The organism is Corynebacterium sp. HMSC30G07 (genome assembly GCF_001806945.1).
GTDB lineage: Bacteria > Actinomycetota > Actinomycetes > Mycobacteriales > Mycobacteriaceae > Corynebacterium > Corynebacterium riegelii.
This window is the reverse complement of the sequence record NZ_KV786471.1, coordinates 1-14,997: the sequence shown is the minus strand read 5'-3', so window position 1 is coordinate 14,997 and position 14,997 is coordinate 1. Positions and strand designations below refer to the sequence as shown.

16 protein-coding genes are annotated in these 14,997 nt (G+C 60.6%); 9 read left to right on the top strand and 7 right to left on the bottom strand.

Annotated elements, in window-relative coordinates:
- Nucleotides 1-80 precede the first annotated feature (80 nt).
- Entirely contained in the window at nt 81-464 is a 384-nt protein-coding gene (locus HMPREF3104_RS07945) for a cold-shock protein (protein WP_052205091.1), read from the top strand.
- Nucleotides 465-491: 27 nt separating this feature from the next.
- Here the strand turns inward: HMPREF3104_RS07945 and HMPREF3104_RS07940 are convergent, their stop codons facing one another.
- Nucleotides 492-989, bottom strand: coding sequence for a DUF2771 domain-containing protein (locus tag HMPREF3104_RS07940; RefSeq protein WP_070495092.1), 498 nt, complete (start codon nt 987-989; stop codon nt 492-494).
- 24 nt (nt 990-1,013) lie between these two features.
- The gene (locus HMPREF3104_RS07935) at nt 1,014-1,796 is read right to left on the bottom strand and encodes a glutaminyl-peptide cyclotransferase (protein WP_168156366.1); all 783 of its coding nucleotides are present in this window, start codon (nt 1,794-1,796) and stop codon (nt 1,014-1,016) included.
- A 57-nt stretch (nt 1,797-1,853) separates the two neighbouring features.
- On the opposite strand from HMPREF3104_RS07935, the gene HMPREF3104_RS07930 reads away from it, so the two are divergent.
- Nucleotides 1,854-2,531, top strand: coding sequence for a DUF3027 domain-containing protein (locus HMPREF3104_RS07930; protein ID WP_083279013.1), 678 nt, complete (start codon nt 1,854-1,856; stop codon nt 2,529-2,531).
- A gap of 5 nt (nt 2,532-2,536) precedes the next feature.
- Here HMPREF3104_RS07930 and HMPREF3104_RS07925 read toward each other — a convergent pair whose 3' ends face one another.
- Nucleotides 2,537-3,244, bottom strand: coding sequence for a hypothetical protein (locus HMPREF3104_RS07925; protein WP_052205087.1), 708 nt, complete (start codon nt 3,242-3,244; stop codon nt 2,537-2,539).
- 221 nt (nt 3,245-3,465) lie between these two features.
- Here HMPREF3104_RS07925 and HMPREF3104_RS07920 point away from each other — a divergent pair, with 221 nt between their 5' ends.
- Nucleotides 3,466-4,878, top strand: coding sequence for an NCS2 family permease (locus HMPREF3104_RS07920; RefSeq protein ID WP_246816390.1), 1,413 nt, complete (start codon nt 3,466-3,468; stop codon nt 4,876-4,878).
- Between the two features lie 13 nt (nt 4,879-4,891).
- Nucleotides 4,892-5,704: a TrmH family RNA methyltransferase gene (locus HMPREF3104_RS07915; RefSeq protein ID WP_070495088.1), complete on the top strand. Its 813-nt coding sequence runs from the start codon at nt 4,892-4,894 to the stop codon at nt 5,702-5,704.
- A gap of 18 nt (nt 5,705-5,722) precedes the next feature.
- Here the strand turns inward: HMPREF3104_RS07915 and HMPREF3104_RS07910 are convergent, their stop codons facing one another.
- Genes HMPREF3104_RS07910 through serC form a run of 3 tightly spaced genes read right to left on the bottom strand, consistent with a single transcriptional unit; the run spans nt 5,723 to nt 8,576 of the window.
- Nucleotides 5,723-6,574 carry a DUF6928 family protein gene (locus HMPREF3104_RS07910; RefSeq protein WP_070495087.1) on the bottom strand — a complete coding sequence of 284 codons (852 nt, stop codon included), beginning with the start codon at nt 6,572-6,574 and terminating at the stop codon, nt 5,723-5,725.
- Nucleotides 6,571-7,419 (bottom strand): septation protein SepH, encoded by an 849-nt coding sequence (sepH, locus tag HMPREF3104_RS07905; protein ID WP_070495109.1) that lies wholly within the window; start codon nt 7,417-7,419, stop codon nt 6,571-6,573. Before sepH ends, HMPREF3104_RS07910 begins: the two co-directional genes overlap by 4 nt.
- 29 nt (nt 7,420-7,448) lie before the next feature.
- A complete protein-coding gene (gene serC, locus HMPREF3104_RS07900; protein ID WP_052205082.1) occupies nt 7,449-8,576 on the bottom strand; it encodes a phosphoserine transaminase in 1,128 nt (375 codons plus the stop codon).
- A 220-nt stretch (nt 8,577-8,796) separates the two neighbouring features.
- Here serC and HMPREF3104_RS07895 point away from each other — a divergent pair, with 220 nt between their 5' ends.
- From HMPREF3104_RS07895 to HMPREF3104_RS07875, 5 genes are all read left to right on the top strand, one after another.
- On the top strand, nt 8,797-10,092 hold the full coding sequence (locus HMPREF3104_RS07895; protein ID WP_083279012.1) for a citrate synthase: 1,296 nt from the start codon (nt 8,797-8,799) through the stop codon (nt 10,090-10,092).
- A gap of 109 nt (nt 10,093-10,201) precedes the next feature.
- Complete coding sequence (locus HMPREF3104_RS07890) at nt 10,202-10,561, top strand: FKBP-type peptidyl-prolyl cis-trans isomerase (RefSeq protein ID WP_052205081.1); 360 nt, start codon at nt 10,202-10,204, stop codon at nt 10,559-10,561.
- Between the two features lie 12 nt (nt 10,562-10,573).
- Nucleotides 10,574-11,401 carry an aldo/keto reductase gene (locus HMPREF3104_RS07885; protein ID WP_070495086.1) on the top strand — a complete coding sequence of 276 codons (828 nt, stop codon included), beginning with the start codon at nt 10,574-10,576 and terminating at the stop codon, nt 11,399-11,401.
- A gap of 340 nt (nt 11,402-11,741) precedes the next feature.
- Nucleotides 11,742-12,020, top strand: a complete 279-nt coding sequence (locus HMPREF3104_RS07880; protein ID WP_083279016.1) for a DUF485 domain-containing protein — start codon at nt 11,742-11,744, stop codon at nt 12,018-12,020.
- Between the two features lie 3 nt (nt 12,021-12,023).
- A complete protein-coding gene (locus HMPREF3104_RS07875) occupies nt 12,024-13,670 on the top strand; it encodes a solute symporter family protein (RefSeq protein WP_070495085.1) in 1,647 nt (548 codons plus the stop codon).
- 68 nt (nt 13,671-13,738) lie between these two features.
- Here HMPREF3104_RS07875 and HMPREF3104_RS07870 read toward each other — a convergent pair whose 3' ends face one another.
- The gene (locus HMPREF3104_RS07870; RefSeq protein WP_070495084.1) at nt 13,739-14,611 is read right to left on the bottom strand and encodes a DUF1906 domain-containing protein; all 873 of its coding nucleotides are present in this window, start codon (nt 14,609-14,611) and stop codon (nt 13,739-13,741) included.
- Nucleotides 14,612-14,997 lie beyond the last annotated feature (386 nt).

Genomic DNA, 14,997 nt, shown 5'->3' with positions numbered 1-14,997 from the left:
CTGTGTCACTCGGGGCTGCGCTGGGCTCTTTCAGGAGACGGGGTAAGCTCACCAGATCTACGAAGACAGGAGGATTAGCCATGCCAATTGGAAAGGTTAAATGGTACGACGCCGAAAAGGGCTTCGGTTTCGCCTCGAACCCGGGTGAAGAAGACGTCTTCATCGGCCGCAACGTGCTGCCCGAAGGAGTTGAGGAGCTTGTGCCCGGCCAGCGCGTGGAATTCGACTTTGCCGCCGGCCGCCGCGGACCGCAGGCGCTGCGCCTTGAGATCCTGGACACGCCGCGCCGCAGGCCTGTACACCGCCGCAAGCCGGAGGAACTGGGCAGCATGCTTGCAGATGTGATGACGCTGATCGAAACCCAGATCCAGCCCGCACTGACCGCTGGCCGCTATCCGGACCGCAAGGAATCCCGCCAGGTTGCGGAGATCCTGCGCGCGGTGGCGAAGGAGCTCGACGCGTAAAAAGAGGCGCTGTTAAAACGGGAGCGTTTACTCAAACCCAACTGACCACGTTGCAATGACTGGGACTTCCTCCCCGTCGGCAGCGTGGTCAATTGCTAGGGCGGACACTTCCGCCACCACGAGTGCCGCTCCGGACTCAGTCACTGCGTCGATCTTGTGCTCGGTGGCTTCGCCGGAGGTATAGACGGTCTCGTTGTTGGCCGCCGGGTCGTCATAAATAGCCAGCACGCGCCAGCTGGTCTGCGCGATGTCCTTCGGCACAGCCACGTGCACCGAATCATCACCCAGCGGCATGGACGGAGGAGTGCCGCCGTCACACTCCTGGTCCAGCTCACAAACGGTGTACGGGGGGATCTCGCGGGTTTCACCGGCGGACGTCACGCTGATTGCAACATCTGAAATTGGGGTGCCCGGGCGGGTGCGCTGGTACTCCATGAAGAAATAGATGCCGGTGACAAGCAGCAACGCAACGGCAATAACCGCCACCATTTGCTTCACGCTTTGGTTCTTTCCGCCTTTTGCCATGGTTGCGGATTCTACCCAGCAGCCTTAGTCGGCGGGGGTGAAGGTAACCCGGTACAGGTCCGGCCAGCGCTTACCCGTCACATAAAACTCATCGGTTCCGGGGATGTGCGCAATGCCGTTGAGCACATTGTTCAAATCAGGCTCCGCGTTGTTTGGCACGCCGGAGGCGTCAATGACAGCGGTAACATTGCCCGTTTCCGCGTCAATGCGCACGATGTCGGTGGTGGTAAATACGTTGGCGTACACATCACTACCCACGCACTCCAGCTCATTGAGGCCATCGACGGGTTCGCCGGCCAACGTGACGCTGAAACGCTCGCGCTCCTCAAGGGTCTCTGGGTCCATGCGGCGCAGCTGCGCGGTGCCGTCAGAAAAAATTATCTCGCCGGTTTCTTCGAGATGGCAAATGCCCCAGCCCTCACCATCAATTGCCGCTTGGTCTACCACCTCAAGCGTTTGGGCATCCCGTTTGTAGGCGATACCGGATTGCCAGGTGAGTTGCCACAACGCGGCGTCTACAAGCGAAATGCCCTCACCGAAATCTGTATCCGGCAGCGACTGGGAGGCAAGCTCAGTGCCGTTGATGTCGCGGCGATACACCCGCGACTCCCCGTTCCAACCCGTGCCCACGTACAACTCACCGCCAGGGCCCACCTCAAGGCCCTGGGTGAAACTTGTCGGGTCAAAGTCATACCGCTCATGCACAACCGCCACGAGCTGCTCGGGCTGGTTGTCGGTGCCGCACGCGCTCAGCGGCAGCAATGCGAGAAGGCCAAGGGCGGCACAAGGTTTGGAGGGATTCGGCATGGGCACCATCTTGCACCATCTTGTACCCCTGAAAAGCAACACACGCATAATGGGGGAGTGAGTAAACCCAGACGTAACCGACATTCCGCCGGATCCCCGTTGCTTGGCCCCAAGGCGGTAGCAGCGGCGCGCGAGGCGCTTGGAGACGTCGCCGCGGACCACGAAATCGGCGACCACATCGGCGTCACCGGCCTGCAAGCCAACGTGGCCACCCACCGCTTCGAAGCGAACGTGCCTGGCTACACCGGCTGGGAGTGGAACGCCGTGATTGCGTGCGCAACCGGCTCAGACACCATCACCATCAACGAGGTTGCGCTGATCCCAGCAACGGGCGCGCTCGAAGCGCCGGAATGGGTGCCATACTCGGAGCGCCTCCGTCCGGGTGACCTCGGCCCCGGCGACATCATGGAGCTTTCGCCTCACGACGCTCGGGTGACCGACGACTCCTTCTCCCGCCACGCCATCACCTTCCCCGGGCGCGAGACCAAGCACTACCTGACCGAACAAGGCCTGCGTGACGCCGAGAAGCGCTGGCGCACCGGCGACTACGGGCCAAACAGTGAGTTCGCCGAAAAGGCCACCCTGTACTGCCGCAGCTGCGCCTTCTACCTGCCCATGGGGGAGCCGGTGGGCGATAACTTTGGTGTGTGCACCAACGAATACTCCGCAGACGGCCACGTTGTCGCAGCCTCCTACGGCTGCGGCGCGCACGCGGACACCGTAGTGAATGACTAGTGGGATTAGAACGTGGCGGCGCGCTTTGCGCGTGCCTCGTTGACTTCCCGGTGCGAGGGCACGCCGGCACGCTCAAACAGCAGCCGCGCCGAGCGAGGTGTGCCGTACTCCACCCAGGATTCGACCAAACGGACGCCGTAGACCGGGTCGACCACCCAGACCTCACTGTCGTGCAGCTGTCCTAGCGAGAATCCTTCCGGCAGCGTGTGAACGCACACTCCATGGGCGCGCAGGATATCCACCACGCCATCTAGCGCTACTGAGCGGGGTGTGTGGGGGTGCGTAGAGATATATGCGCAGATGCCGTGCGCTGGATCCTCGCTTTCATGGATGGCAATCAGTGGGCGCATGATGGCGCAGACGACGTTTCCTGCGGCATCAGCAAGCAAGCCCTCATCCGAAGGCAACAAGGCCAGCTGGGTTTGCTGCCAACCGGAATCCGGACCAACCTTTTCGGGCACGGTGCGCTCATCCGGGATCGGCAGCGCCGACATGGTGATCTCCTGCGGGGCTGGCGCAAGGGGGCGAAGTACCAGCACAGGTGTGCCGTTGTTGATGTGCAAGATTGCCCGCCGAGTCCCTGCTACATCCGCCAACCGAACACGCAAGGATTGCATGTCGGCAGTGGAAACCCCCAGCTCACGCAAGCGCTGGGCATACAGCGCAGCGTCAATGACGGTGCCTTCTTGCACCACAAAGGTGAAACTATCCACGCCTGCCCTGCTTACTGTGCCTTACTGTGCCGAAAAATTACTGGAATTGAAATTGGTTTTTTACACGCAAAGTGACAGTCTATGACAGGCAATATGACAGGCAATAGCCAGTCTTCCAACAACGCACCTGAAAAGGGATCCAAGACACCGTGACCACCCGAGATACCAGCGCGCCTGAAACTGGCGCGCAACAACCAACACCTTCGAAGCCTGCCGGCGGACTGGACGGCTTCTTCCACATTTCGGAGCGTGGCTCCACTGTCGGCCGTGAGATCCGCGGCGGCGTGGTCACGTTCTTCGCCATGGCGTACATCGTCCTGCTCAACCCGCTGATCATTGGTACCAGCCCGGACCGCGATGGCGTTGTGCTGGGTATTTCGCAGGTGGCTGCGGTGACCGCCCTGGTTGCCGGCGTGATGTGCATTATCTTCGGCGTTGTGGCGAAGTACCCCTTCGGCATTGCAACGGGCCTGGGACTCAACACCCTGGTTGCGGTGACGCTGGTGGGGCAGCAGGGCCTGACCTGGCCGGAGGCCATGGGTCTTGTGGTGATTGACGGCATCATTATTTGCGTGCTTGCCGTCACCGGTTTCCGCACCGCGGTGTTTGAAGCGATTCCGAACTCCATGAAGGTGGCCATGAGCGTGGGCATTGGCATGTTCATCGCCATGATTGGTCTTGTAGATGCTGGCTTTGTCCGCCGCATTCCGGACGCCGCGATGACCACCGTGCCGGTCCAGCTTGGTTTTGAAGGCTCGATTGCCTCCTGGCCGACGCTGGTCTTCGTGCTGGGTCTTGTGATTTGTGGTTTCATGGTTGCCCGCAACGTGCCGGGTGGCCTGTTCATTGGCATCGTTATCACCACGATTATCGCTTTGGTTGTTGAGGCGATTGCTGGCGTGGGTTCCTCCGCTGAGGATCCGCACGGCTGGTCCCTTGCGGTGCCGACCATCCCGGAGGGCTTCGGCGGCATCCCGGACCTGTCGTTGGTGGGCAAGGTTGATCTGGTTGGCGCGTTTATCAACGCGGGCGTGCTGGCTGCGTCGCTCATGGTGTTCACCCTGGTGCTGGCGAACTTCTTTGACGCTATGGGCACCATGACCGCGCTTGGCCGCCAGGCTGGCCTGGCTAATGAGAAGGGCAACCTGCCGGACATGAAGCGCGCCCTGATCGTTGAGGGTTTCGGCGCCGTTGCTGGTGGTTTTGCCTCCAGCTCTTCCAACACGGTGTATGTGGATTCTTCCGCGGGTATTGCAGACGGCGCGCGCACGGGCCTCGCCAACGTGGTCACCGGCGTGCTGTTCCTGCTGGCTATGTTCTTCACCCCGCTGTATGAGATTGTGCCGATTGAGGCTGCGGCACCGGTGCTGGTTATTGTGGGTGCGCTGATGATGATGCAGGTTGGCGGCATTGACTGGACGCGCTTTGACGTGGCATTTCCGGCCTTTTTGACCATCGTGGTCATGCCGTTTACCTACTCCATTGCAAACGGTATTGGCGTGGGCTTCATCGCGTTTACCGTCATGGCGCTGTTTGCTGGCAAGGCGCGTGAGATCCACTGGATCATGTGGCTGATCTCCGCGCTGTTTGTTGTCTACTTTGCGCAGGGCCCACTGCTGGCTCTCGTGGGTTAAGGCACAGAGCATTATGCGTATCGACGACCCGTTGTCCCCATCCCTCGACGACATCCGAGACCTGAAACACTCCGATAGCGAGAAACATCTGGTGATCGCCGAAGGCCCGTTGGTGGCGGGTCGTCTTTTGGCATCGCGCTTTCCCATGCGCGCTGTCTTTGGTTTTGGGGGACGCCTGGCTACTTTCTTGGAGGAGCACGGCGAGGAGCTGTCGCGCCGCGAGATCCCGGTGTACGAGATCACGCGCGAGATTATGGGGCAGGTTGCTGGCTACGACATGCACCGGGGGCTTCTCGCTTCGGCTGACCGCCCGGAACCTTTAAGCGTTGCTGAGGTGGCAGCGGGTGCCCGCACCCTGGTGATCTTGGAGGGAGTGGGGGACCACGAGAACATCGGCTCCATTTTCCGCAACGCCGCAGGCATGGGGGTAGACGGCGTGCTTTTCGGCGCGGCAACCGCAGATCCGCTGTACCGCCGCAGCGTGCGCGTGTCCATGGGGCACGTGCTGCGCACTCCGTTTGCGCACTTTGGGGGCACGCCAACCACCTGGCAGCGCGACCTGGAGCAGCTGCGCCAGGCGGGGTTTCACATTGTGGCGTTGACCCCGGCACCGGATTCGGTACTGCTGCGGGATGCGCTCACCAACCCGGAAACGGGTGCGCCGTATGAGAAGGTGGCGTTCATGGTGGGGGCGGAAGGCCCGGGGCTGACTGAACACGCAATGCGTGCAGCAGATGTGCGCGCACAGATCCCCATGAGCCCCGGCACTGATTCACTGAACGTGGCAACAAGCGCGGCTATCGCGTTCTACGAACGCAACCGTTAGGGCCTAGTTAGGGCCGATCTATGGCCGATCTGAGTGGCGGATGCGCTCCTTGAGTGCTGCCGCAGCACTCTTCACGCGGCGGCGAATGCCGCGGGCGATGCGCTTGGCGGCGGCCACGGAGGCGTCTGCAAGCTCGGTGAACTCGTCGCCGTCGTTGTCGCTTTGCACGTCATAATCGTCATACGCGCTGTCTTTTTCGGCAAAGCGCGCCGCAACCTCCTCAACCGTCTTGGTCTTGGGCGGCTTTGCAGGCTGCGTGATCTTCGGCTCTGGGCGGCCATCCACCGCATACCCCACCACGTGTACGTCTGGGCTGCCCGCGTGCAGGTCCACGCCAATCCAGCTGCGTTGCGCTTCACGCACCAGATCCTTCGGCTCAAACGGCAAGGTGATGCCGCCTAACTGCTCAGCTTTCTCGCCTGCCCAATAGGGGGCTTCGAAAGGTTCGGGCAGACCCAAGTCTTCAATCACCCGTTCGCGCGTGGCGGTCAAAGAGCGGCGCAGCTCATCGCCCACGTAATGGGAAAACCCGCCGTAGCCACTGTCCGTGCCCTCAGCAAAAACGTAGGTATCTGCAGCGGGGAGTGCGCGGCGCAGGTACCCAACCGTGTGGGAAAGCTCCTCCGAATCCTCTACAAAGGTCTGCACCACGGCCACTCCCGGGTAACCGGCAATGTAAAACTCATCGCGGCCCGGGCGTGAGGAACGGTTGAGCGGGAACTGCCCAATCGGCGTGATCGGCCAACCAGGGTTGATCTGCGCAAGCAGCTTGCGCCCAAACCCACGGTCCGCCTTCGGCTCTGCCGCCAAAACCTCTTCCGGGTGTGCCGAGGTGACAAACCACACCGTCACAACCGCTGGGTAGCTCATTTGCGCGGCCGTTTCTGTGAGGTGCGAACACCCAGCAGCACGTCCTCCCAGTGCGGGGTAACAGCCTTGCGGCGACGATGCTGCGGCTGCTCCTGCTCATCCGGGTGGCGCAAGAAATCGCCCTCCAGCTCCTCGGCGGGTGCTGCCTCTACATCCGGAGCCTCGGATTCAGTGGGCTCCTCGGGCTCCACGCGTTGGTCCCGCCTGTCCAGGCTCACGATGGAACGCGGCTGCACAAAGTCTGGGTCTGTCAGATCCTGAGCCACCGCGTCGCGGGCCTCTGCCGTGGAACCCGAACCCATCTGGCGCTTGTAGGCCCACGTGGCCTCATTATCCGTCAGGCCGGCCTTCCAGGAAACGCGGACCACCCAGGCATCGCCGGGTTCGCGGGTGGCGTCCCACGTAGCGTCTGCAAGCGAATGGCCCCTCGCAGCAAAGGCGGAGGCAAGGACCTCGAACAGGGTAAGCTTCGCCGGGCCGTCCTCACGCACGGGGTGCGCCTGCTTGGCGGCCTCAGCAATCTGCGCACGCTCCAACAACACCGGGTGCGCGTAGGGCTCAACGCGTGACTCCGCAACCCCCATCTCCTCAGCCAGCTCCGCGGCGGTAGCGCCAGCGCGGATGCGGGCCTGGATCTCATTCGGGCGCATGGTCAGCGCGTTGGCGAAGAGGGGATCGGGCTCTGGGAGCGGCTCCGGCTCAGGTGCCGGCTCCGGCTCCGGCGTCGGCTCCTCTTTTAGTTCTTCCAGCGCAGCGCGGGAGAGCTGGTAGCGAACACCATCGTCATCTACCAGAACGAAGAACTGCTCCGTCGATTCCTCTTCACTGAGATAAAGCTCACGCATAGCGTCCACCTTATCCCAGGACACGGCGCTTACTTTGCGCCCACGCCCTGCTCCAGCAGGGAATCAATAGCACGCGTCAAGGTAACAACGTCCGCGGTATCAATAGCCGGGAACATGCCGATACGCAGCTGGTTGCGGCCCAGCTTGCGGTACGGCTCCACATCCAGGATGCCGTTCGCGCGCAGTGCCTTCGCCAGCTCAGCTGCGTCGATGGAGTCCGCAAAGTCAATCGTGCCCACCACCAGGGAGCGCGACGCCGGGTCCTGCACAAACGGGGTAGCCAGCTCATGTGCATCCGCCCAGGCGTAGAGCGCCTCGGAGTTTGCGGTGGTGCGCGCAACCATAGCGTCCAGGCCACCCTCGGCGTTCATCCACTTCACCTGGTCAGCCAACATCAGCAGGCTGCCCACAGCCGGGGTGTTGTAAGTCTGGTTCTTGCGCGAATTGTCCACTGCCGTCTGCAGGTCCAAAAACGCCGGGATAAAGCGGCCGGATTCCTTGATCTTGGCAATGCGCTCGATCGCAGCCGGGCTCATCGCCGCAAACCACAGGCCGCCATCGGACGCGAAGCACTTCTGCGGGGAGAAGTAATAAACGTCAGCTTCCTTCATGTCGACGGGGAGGCCGCCGGCGCCGGAGGTTGCGTCGATAAGCACGAGCCCCTCGGCATTCGGACGGACAACCGGAACCATCGCACCGGTGGAGGTCTCATTGTGAGCCCAGGCGATGACATCAGCATCCGTGCCGTCGAGCTCGCTCGGGCTAGGGGCAGTGCCCGGCTCAGCGGCAACCACCTGCGGCTCTTCCAGCCACGGTGCCTGCGCGGAGGCCTTGGCAAACTTGCCGGAGAACTCACCGAACGTCAGGTGGGCCGACTTGTTCTCAATCAGGCCGAAGGTTGCAGCATCCCAGAACGCGGTAGCACCGCCGAGGGACAGGACGATCTCGTAGCCCTCAGGCAGCTGGAAGAAATCGGCCAGACCTTCGCGGACCTCACCCACAACGTTCTTCACCGCGGGCTGGCGGTGGGAGGTGCCGATGATGTCCGCGCCGCGTACGATAGCGTCAAGCTGCGCAGGGCGAACCTTGGACGGGCCGCAGCCAAAACGGCCGTCGGCAGGGATGAGGTCGGCTGGGAGGGTGGGGTAGGTGCTCATGACATCCTTCGAGAGATTTTTACGGTGCATTGCATAATATACTTTGCGACGCCATATGTAAAGGGTCCGCAAAGCGTGATCCTTCGACTGAAAAGCGCAATGATGTCACCCGTGTCACACGCGGTGCTACTATGGCTCAAGGTAAATATCCGCACAACGTGTCAACCTGCTTTTAGCGTGTGTCCTAGGTGCGGCAAGTGTCTACGTGGAAAGGCTCATAGTGGCTTCTGAAAACGCAAACAAGGCAGTACTTCACTACCCAGGTGGCGAGTATGAGATGGACATCATGCAGGCCACCGAGGGCAACGATGGTGTTGTACTTGGCAACCTTTTGAATGAGACCGGCCTGGTTACCTTTGACCCGGGTTATGTTTCCACCGGTTCTACTGAGTCCAAGATCACCTACATCGACGGCGCCGAGGGCATTCTGCGCCACCGTGGCTACGACATTGCGGATCTGGCAGAGAACGCAACCTTCAACGAGGTTTCCTACCTGCTGATCAACGGCGAGCTGCCGACGGTGGAAGAGCTGGACGCATTTAACCAGGATCTGCGCCACCACACCCTGTTGGATGAGGACTTCAAGGCAGCGTTCAACATCTTCCCGCGCAACGCTCACCCGATGGCGGTGCTCGCGTCTTCCGTGAACATTCTGTCTGCTTACTACCAGGACCAGCTCAACCCGCTGGATGAGGAGCAGCTGGACAAGGCAACCGTGCGCCTGATGGCCAAGGTGCCAATGTTGGCGGCATACGCTTACCGCGCTTCCCGCGGTAAGCCGTACATGTACCCGGATAACTCCCTGAACCCGCGCGAGAACTTCATGCGCATGATGTTCGGTTACCCGACCGAGGACTACCACGTTGACCCGGTCCTGACCAAGGCGCTGGACAAGCTGCTCATCCTGCACGCTGACCACGAGCAGAACTGCTCCACCTCCACCGTCCGCATGATTGCTTCCGCACAGGCCAACATGTTCGTTGCCGTTGCTGGCGGCATCAACGCGCTGGCTGGCCCGCTGCACGGTGGTGCTAACCAGGCTGTTCTGGAGATGCTGGAAGACATCAAGAACAACCACGACGGTGACGCAACCGACTTCATGAACCGCGTGAAGAACAAGGAAAAGGGTGTCCGCCTGATGGGCTTCGGCCACCGCGTGTACAAGAACTACGACCCGCGTGCAGCCATTGTGAAGGACACCGCACACGAGGTGCTGGAGCACCTGGGTGGGGACGAGCTTTTGGATCTGGCCATGAAGCTTGAAGAGATTGCACTGAATGATGAGTACTTCATCCAGCGCAAGCTCTACCCGAATGTGGACTTCTACACCGGCCTGATCTACCGCGCGATGGGCTTCCCAACGGACTTCTTCACCGTGCTGTTTGCCATCGGCCGTCTGCCGGGCTGGATTGCTCAGTACCGTGAGCAGCTGGCGATGAACACCAAGATCAACCGCCCGCGTCAGATCTACACCGGCTACCAGAAGCGCGACTTCGTGCCGCGCGACAAGCGCTAAGCGTTTCTTGCCAACACCGCCGTTTGCCGGACTTCCCTTATACTCTTGGGAGTCCGCTCGGCGGTTTTTACTTGTTTGAAGCTTATGAACGAACAGGAGATAGTGACCTATGGAAAAGCCAATCATTGAGATTCCACAGGAACCGGCGCCGGTAGACCTGGTTATTGAGGATCTGGTTGTTGGTGACGGTGCTGAGGCTGTCGCAGGTGGCTACGTGAAGGTCCACTACCTTGGCGTGACCTATGACTCTGGCAATGAGTTTGACTCCTCTTGGGACCGCGGTGAGGCTGCGGAATTCCCGCTCGCTGGCCTGATTGAGGGCTGGCAGGAGGGTATCCCGGGGATGCGCGTTGGCGGTCGCCGTCAGCTCACCATCCCGCCGGAGAAGGCTTACGGCCCGGCTGGTGGTGGTCACCCGCTGGCTGGTCGCACGCTGGTCTTTGTTATTGACCTGTTGGACGCTAGGTAGGGGTTGGGCGTTATGAGTATCCCAGTAACCACACTGAATGACGGTTATGATTTCCCGCTGCTTGGCCTTGGTACCTACAAGCTTGAAGCTGCAGATGTAGAGCCGGTGGTGCGCCGGGCAATCGAGCTGGGGTACCGCCACATTGATACCGCCTCGTTGTACGGCAACGAGGTTGAGGTTGGTAAGGCGATTCGTGATGCGATCGCTGCTGGTGACGTGACTCGTGAGGAGCTGTTTGTCACCACGAAGCTGTGGAATGATGACCAGCACCGTGCGGGGGAGGCGTACCAGGAGTCTTTGAAGCGCCTTGGCCTGGAGTTTATTGACCTGTACTTGGTGCACTGGCCGTGCCCGCAGCAGAGCACGTACGTGTCTGCGTTTGAGCAGATCGTGCAGCTGCAGGGCATGGGGCAGTTGCAGTCGGTTGGTGTGGCGAATTTCTACGAGGAAGTGCTGGATGAGCTGATTGCGGCTACCGGTGTCATCCCGGTGCTGAACCAGGTGGAGCTGCACGCTGGTTTCACGCAGCCGGAGTTGCGTGAGTACCACGCTCAGCACGGCATTGTGACTGAGGCGTGGGCGCCGCTTGCGCGAGGGAAGAACTTTGATGCGCCGGAGATTGTTGCTGTGGCTGAGCGTCACGGTGCAACGCCTGCGCAGGTGGTGTTGGCATACCTGATGAAGCTCGGTTGCTCTGTGGTACCCAAGACTGCCAATTTGGAGCGCTTGGAGGAGAACTTGGGGGCAGTGGAGCTTTTGCTTGACGACGCTGACGTGAACTCCCTCAACTCCATCCCCGGCGAGCGCCTGTGGGGCAACCCTCGGACGTTCCCGAATTAGACCGTTTCGGCTTCCAAAAACGCCTGCACCGTTAGGGTGTGGGCGTTTTTTCATGCAGAAAACGGGAAAACAGATGGGAAAATAGTACTAATTAGCGATGCAGGTCACAGTGTTATTCGGGGGTAGTTTCACCCCCAGCTGGGAAATGAGAAGTCTTAAACATTGGAGAGACTTTGTGCCGTACGTTACATTTTCTGTGTTGCGTTACGTATTTGGCAGCTTTTGCTGACCAAACTCGTAACAAGGCGAAAACTTCCTCTAGCAAGAAAGGATTGAGGCCGTGGCTGGATCTACAGCAGTCCCCACTCGTCGTGAGCCCACGCCTGACGAGTTTGTGGCAATGCAGCAGAGCCCTGAGTTCCAGGAGCTTCGCAGCACTTTCCGCGGATTCACCTTCCCGGTGATGATTGCCGCGCTTATCTGGTACCTCTTCTACGTCATCTTTGCCACCTTCGCACCGGAGGTTATGGCACGGCCTTTCCTTGGCCTGAACCTGGGCCTGTGGATGGGGTTGGCGCAGTTCATTACCACCTTCGCCATCACTTACGTCTATGTGAAGTGGGCGAACAAGAATATCGAGCCGCGTGCGGCACAGATCCGTGAAGAGATGGAGGGCTAACACATGCAGACCTACACCCTCGCTGCCGAGGCTGCGGCCAACGGCAATCCGCTTCTGAACATTGCCATCTTCGGCGCGTTCATTGTTGTCACCCTGTTCATTGTTACCAAGGCGGGCAAGACCACCAGCGAGTCTTCTGACTTCTACACCGGTGGTGCATCCTTCTCCGGTACCCAGAACGGCCTGGCTATTGCAGGTGACTACCTGTCCGCCGCGTCCTTCCTGGGCATCGTCGGCTCCATTGCGCTCAGTGGTTACGACGGCTTCTTGTACTCCATCGGCTTCTTCGTAGCCTGGCTGGTGGCGCTTTTGCTGGTGGCGGAGCCGCTGCGTAACGTTGGCCGCTTCACCATGGCGGACGTGCTTTCCTTCCGCCTGCGCCAGAAGCCGGTCCGCGTGGCCGCCGCATTCGGCACCCTGTTCGTGTCGCTGTTCTACCTGATCGCGCAGATGGCCGGCGCCGGCTCCCTGGTGTCCGTGCTGCTGGACCTGCACTCGTTTGCCGCACAGGCGATCTGTGTTGCCATCGTTGGCGTTGTCATGATCGTCTACGTTCTGGTTGGCGGCATGAAGGGCACCACCTACGTGCAGATGATTAAGGCTGTTCTGCTGATCACCGGCGTGCTGATCATGTCCATCCTGGCCTTTGTCGTGGCTAAGGGCGGCCTGAACGCTATTTTTGACCAGGCGATTGAAGCCCACGCCAACTCCGCATACCTGGCAGAGAAGGGCTATGTGGCAGAGAACATCATGCAGCCGGGCCTGAAGTACGGCGCAACCACCACATCCAAGCTGGACTTCATCTCCCTGGGTCTGTCCCTGGTGCTTGGTACCGCTGGTCTGCCGCACGTGCTGATGCGCTTCTACACCGTGCCTACGGCGAAGGAAGCACGTAAGTCCGTGACCTGGGCAATTGTCCTGATCGGTTCCTTCTACCTGCTCACCCTGATCCTGGGCTACGCAGCAGCTGCCTTCGTTGGCCCGGACCGCATCCTGGCTGCACCGGGTGGCGCAAACGCGGCGGCTCCGCTGCTGGCATTCGAGCTCGGTGGCTCCATCTTCATGGCGCTGATCGCCGCAGTTGCCTTCGCAACAGTGCTTGCTGTGGTTGCTGGTCTGGCAATTACCGCCTCCGCATCCATTGCACACGACGTTTACGCAGCCGTGCTGCGTGACGGTCAGGCAACTGAGGACGAGCAGGTCCGCGTCTCCCGCATCACCGTGGTTGTCCTGGGCATTGTCTCCATCATCCTGGGCATCCTGGCGATGACGCAGAACGTGGCCTTCCTGGTCTCCCTGGCATTCGCCATCGCGGCCTCCGCGAACCTGCCGACCATCCTGTACTCCCTGTACTGGAAGCGCTTCAACACCACTGGTGCGGTTGTGTCCATCTACACTGGCCTGATCTCCGCCCTGGTGCTGATCTTCCTCTCCCCGGCAGTGTCTGGCACCCCGACTGCAATGTTCCCGAACGCAGATTGGTCCATCTTCCCGCTGTCCAGCCCGGGCCTGATCTCGATTCCGCTGGGCTTCCTCGGCGGCATCATCGGTACCTTCCTGGGTAAGCCGGACAACTTCGATGAGCTGCAGGCCGAGATGGAGGTCCGCTCGCTCACCGGTGTTGGTGTGGAGGCTCCGGTCGACCACTAATCCGTGACATAAAAAACGGCGCTTTTTCTAAGCGCCGTTTTTTGTTGCCGAGGCAAGCTAGAGCCAAGTTAGAGCAGGCCAGCCCAATCGATCTTCGAGGACAGCTGGCTGCTCGTTGCAATCAGATCTGCTAGGGCTGCTGCGTCGCTCTGCTGTGGCGTATTCAGGGAGATCGGGGGAAGCGGCGACTGCTGCGGCTGGCCGGGCAGCCACTGACCCCAGTCACGGACGTAGACGTTGTTGATGTCCACCGTGATGCCGTCGATAGTCGCAGTCCATTTCGCCTTCTGGTGGATCGTGGTGCGGGGGTGGATCTTGCCGCCGGAGCCCCAGTCGTGCTGCCAGAAGTAGCTGCCAATGCCGTCTTCCACGCACCACTGGATCACGTTGTAGTTGCCGTACACGCCCATCTGGTAGCCAGCCACGGTCAGCGCTGCCTGGAATGCGCGCAGGTAGGGACGGATCTGGTGGGTGTAGTGGTCCTTGTGCGGGTTGTCATCAATCGCCACATAAATCGGTTTGCCTGTTGGCCCGCCGGCTGCACGGTGCAGGCGGATCGCGTCAGGGGCATGTTTGGCTGCCGACGCCGCACCACCCAACCAATCAGCCGTCTCCGCGCGACCGAACTGATATACCGATGCGGTGTAGAGGCCCTGGGCGGCAAAGTCGCGCGTTTCGGCGAGCGTAACCGGCTTGCCCAGCATCCAGTTCGCGCCCGGGCGACGCTCGGAGACGTAGCGCACCGCCCCCATGTGGCCGGCGGCTTTCACGCTGCTTGCCGACGGCACACCTGCCGAATAGTCAATAACCGTGCCAATCACGCGGCCTGGGGTCTGGGCGGCAGCGGCAGGGGAGAGGAGCGTAGACGAGGCGGCTCCGGCCGCGGTGGCGATGGCAGCGGACTTGAGGAATGTCCGGCGAGAGTATGAAGATGCAGTCACATCCGTAACATTAGCCCCACTGGTTGCATAGTTTGGTAGGCGCGGCGTTACGACATCGTTGATGCCTGATGCTGATGCTGATGTATCTGCAGGCTGGGTGCCCACAAGAACTGTCCACTAAAACATCCCGTGATTTCTCAACCGAAAAATCGCCTGTTTTTTGTTTTGCAACCTGGCTTGGGTCGCCGTCAGTCGTTGAATCTCTCCTCGACAATGTGTCCTCTGGGTTTTGGGCTTGTGGTTGGTGAAAGCTCGGCACTCATTTCGGCACTCATTTGTCCCAGGTCAGGAACCACGCCGGGTCCTCCTTCGGAAAAACGGGCTGTTTTTTGTTTTGAGCCTGGCCACCTGCTTCTCTTACTCGGGTCGGGTATCGACGAGTTCTT

Excerpts from the sequence above, each read along its gene's own strand:
- HMPREF3104_RS07945 (WP_052205091.1), top strand. The coding sequence starts at position 81 with ATGCCAATTGGAAAGGTTAAATGGTACGACGCCGAAAAGGGCTTCGGT.
- HMPREF3104_RS07875 (WP_070495085.1), top strand. The coding sequence starts at position 12,024 with ATGCAGACCTACACCCTCGCTGCCGAGGCTGCGGCCAACGGCAATCCG.
- sepH (WP_070495109.1), bottom strand. The coding sequence starts at position 7,419 with ATGCGTGAGCTTTATCTCAGTGAAGAGGAATCGACGGAGCAGTTCTTC.
- HMPREF3104_RS07890 (WP_052205081.1), top strand. The coding sequence starts at position 10,202 with ATGGAAAAGCCAATCATTGAGATTCCACAGGAACCGGCGCCGGTAGAC.
- serC (WP_052205082.1), bottom strand. The coding sequence starts at position 8,576 with ATGAGCACCTACCCCACCCTCCCAGCCGACCTCATCCCTGCCGACGGC.
- HMPREF3104_RS07935 (WP_168156366.1), bottom strand. The coding sequence starts at position 1,796 with ATGCCGAATCCCTCCAAACCTTGTGCCGCCCTTGGCCTTCTCGCATTG.
- HMPREF3104_RS07940 (WP_070495092.1), bottom strand. The coding sequence starts at position 989 with ATGGCAAAAGGCGGAAAGAACCAAAGCGTGAAGCAAATGGTGGCGGTT.
- HMPREF3104_RS07880 (WP_083279016.1), top strand. The coding sequence starts at position 11,742 with ATGCAGCAGAGCCCTGAGTTCCAGGAGCTTCGCAGCACTTTCCGCGGA.
- HMPREF3104_RS07885 (WP_070495086.1), top strand. The coding sequence starts at position 10,574 with ATGAGTATCCCAGTAACCACACTGAATGACGGTTATGATTTCCCGCTG.
- HMPREF3104_RS07910 (WP_070495087.1), bottom strand. The coding sequence starts at position 6,574 with ATGAGCTACCCAGCGGTTGTGACGGTGTGGTTTGTCACCTCGGCACAC.
- HMPREF3104_RS07915 (WP_070495088.1), top strand. The coding sequence starts at position 4,892 with ATGCGTATCGACGACCCGTTGTCCCCATCCCTCGACGACATCCGAGAC.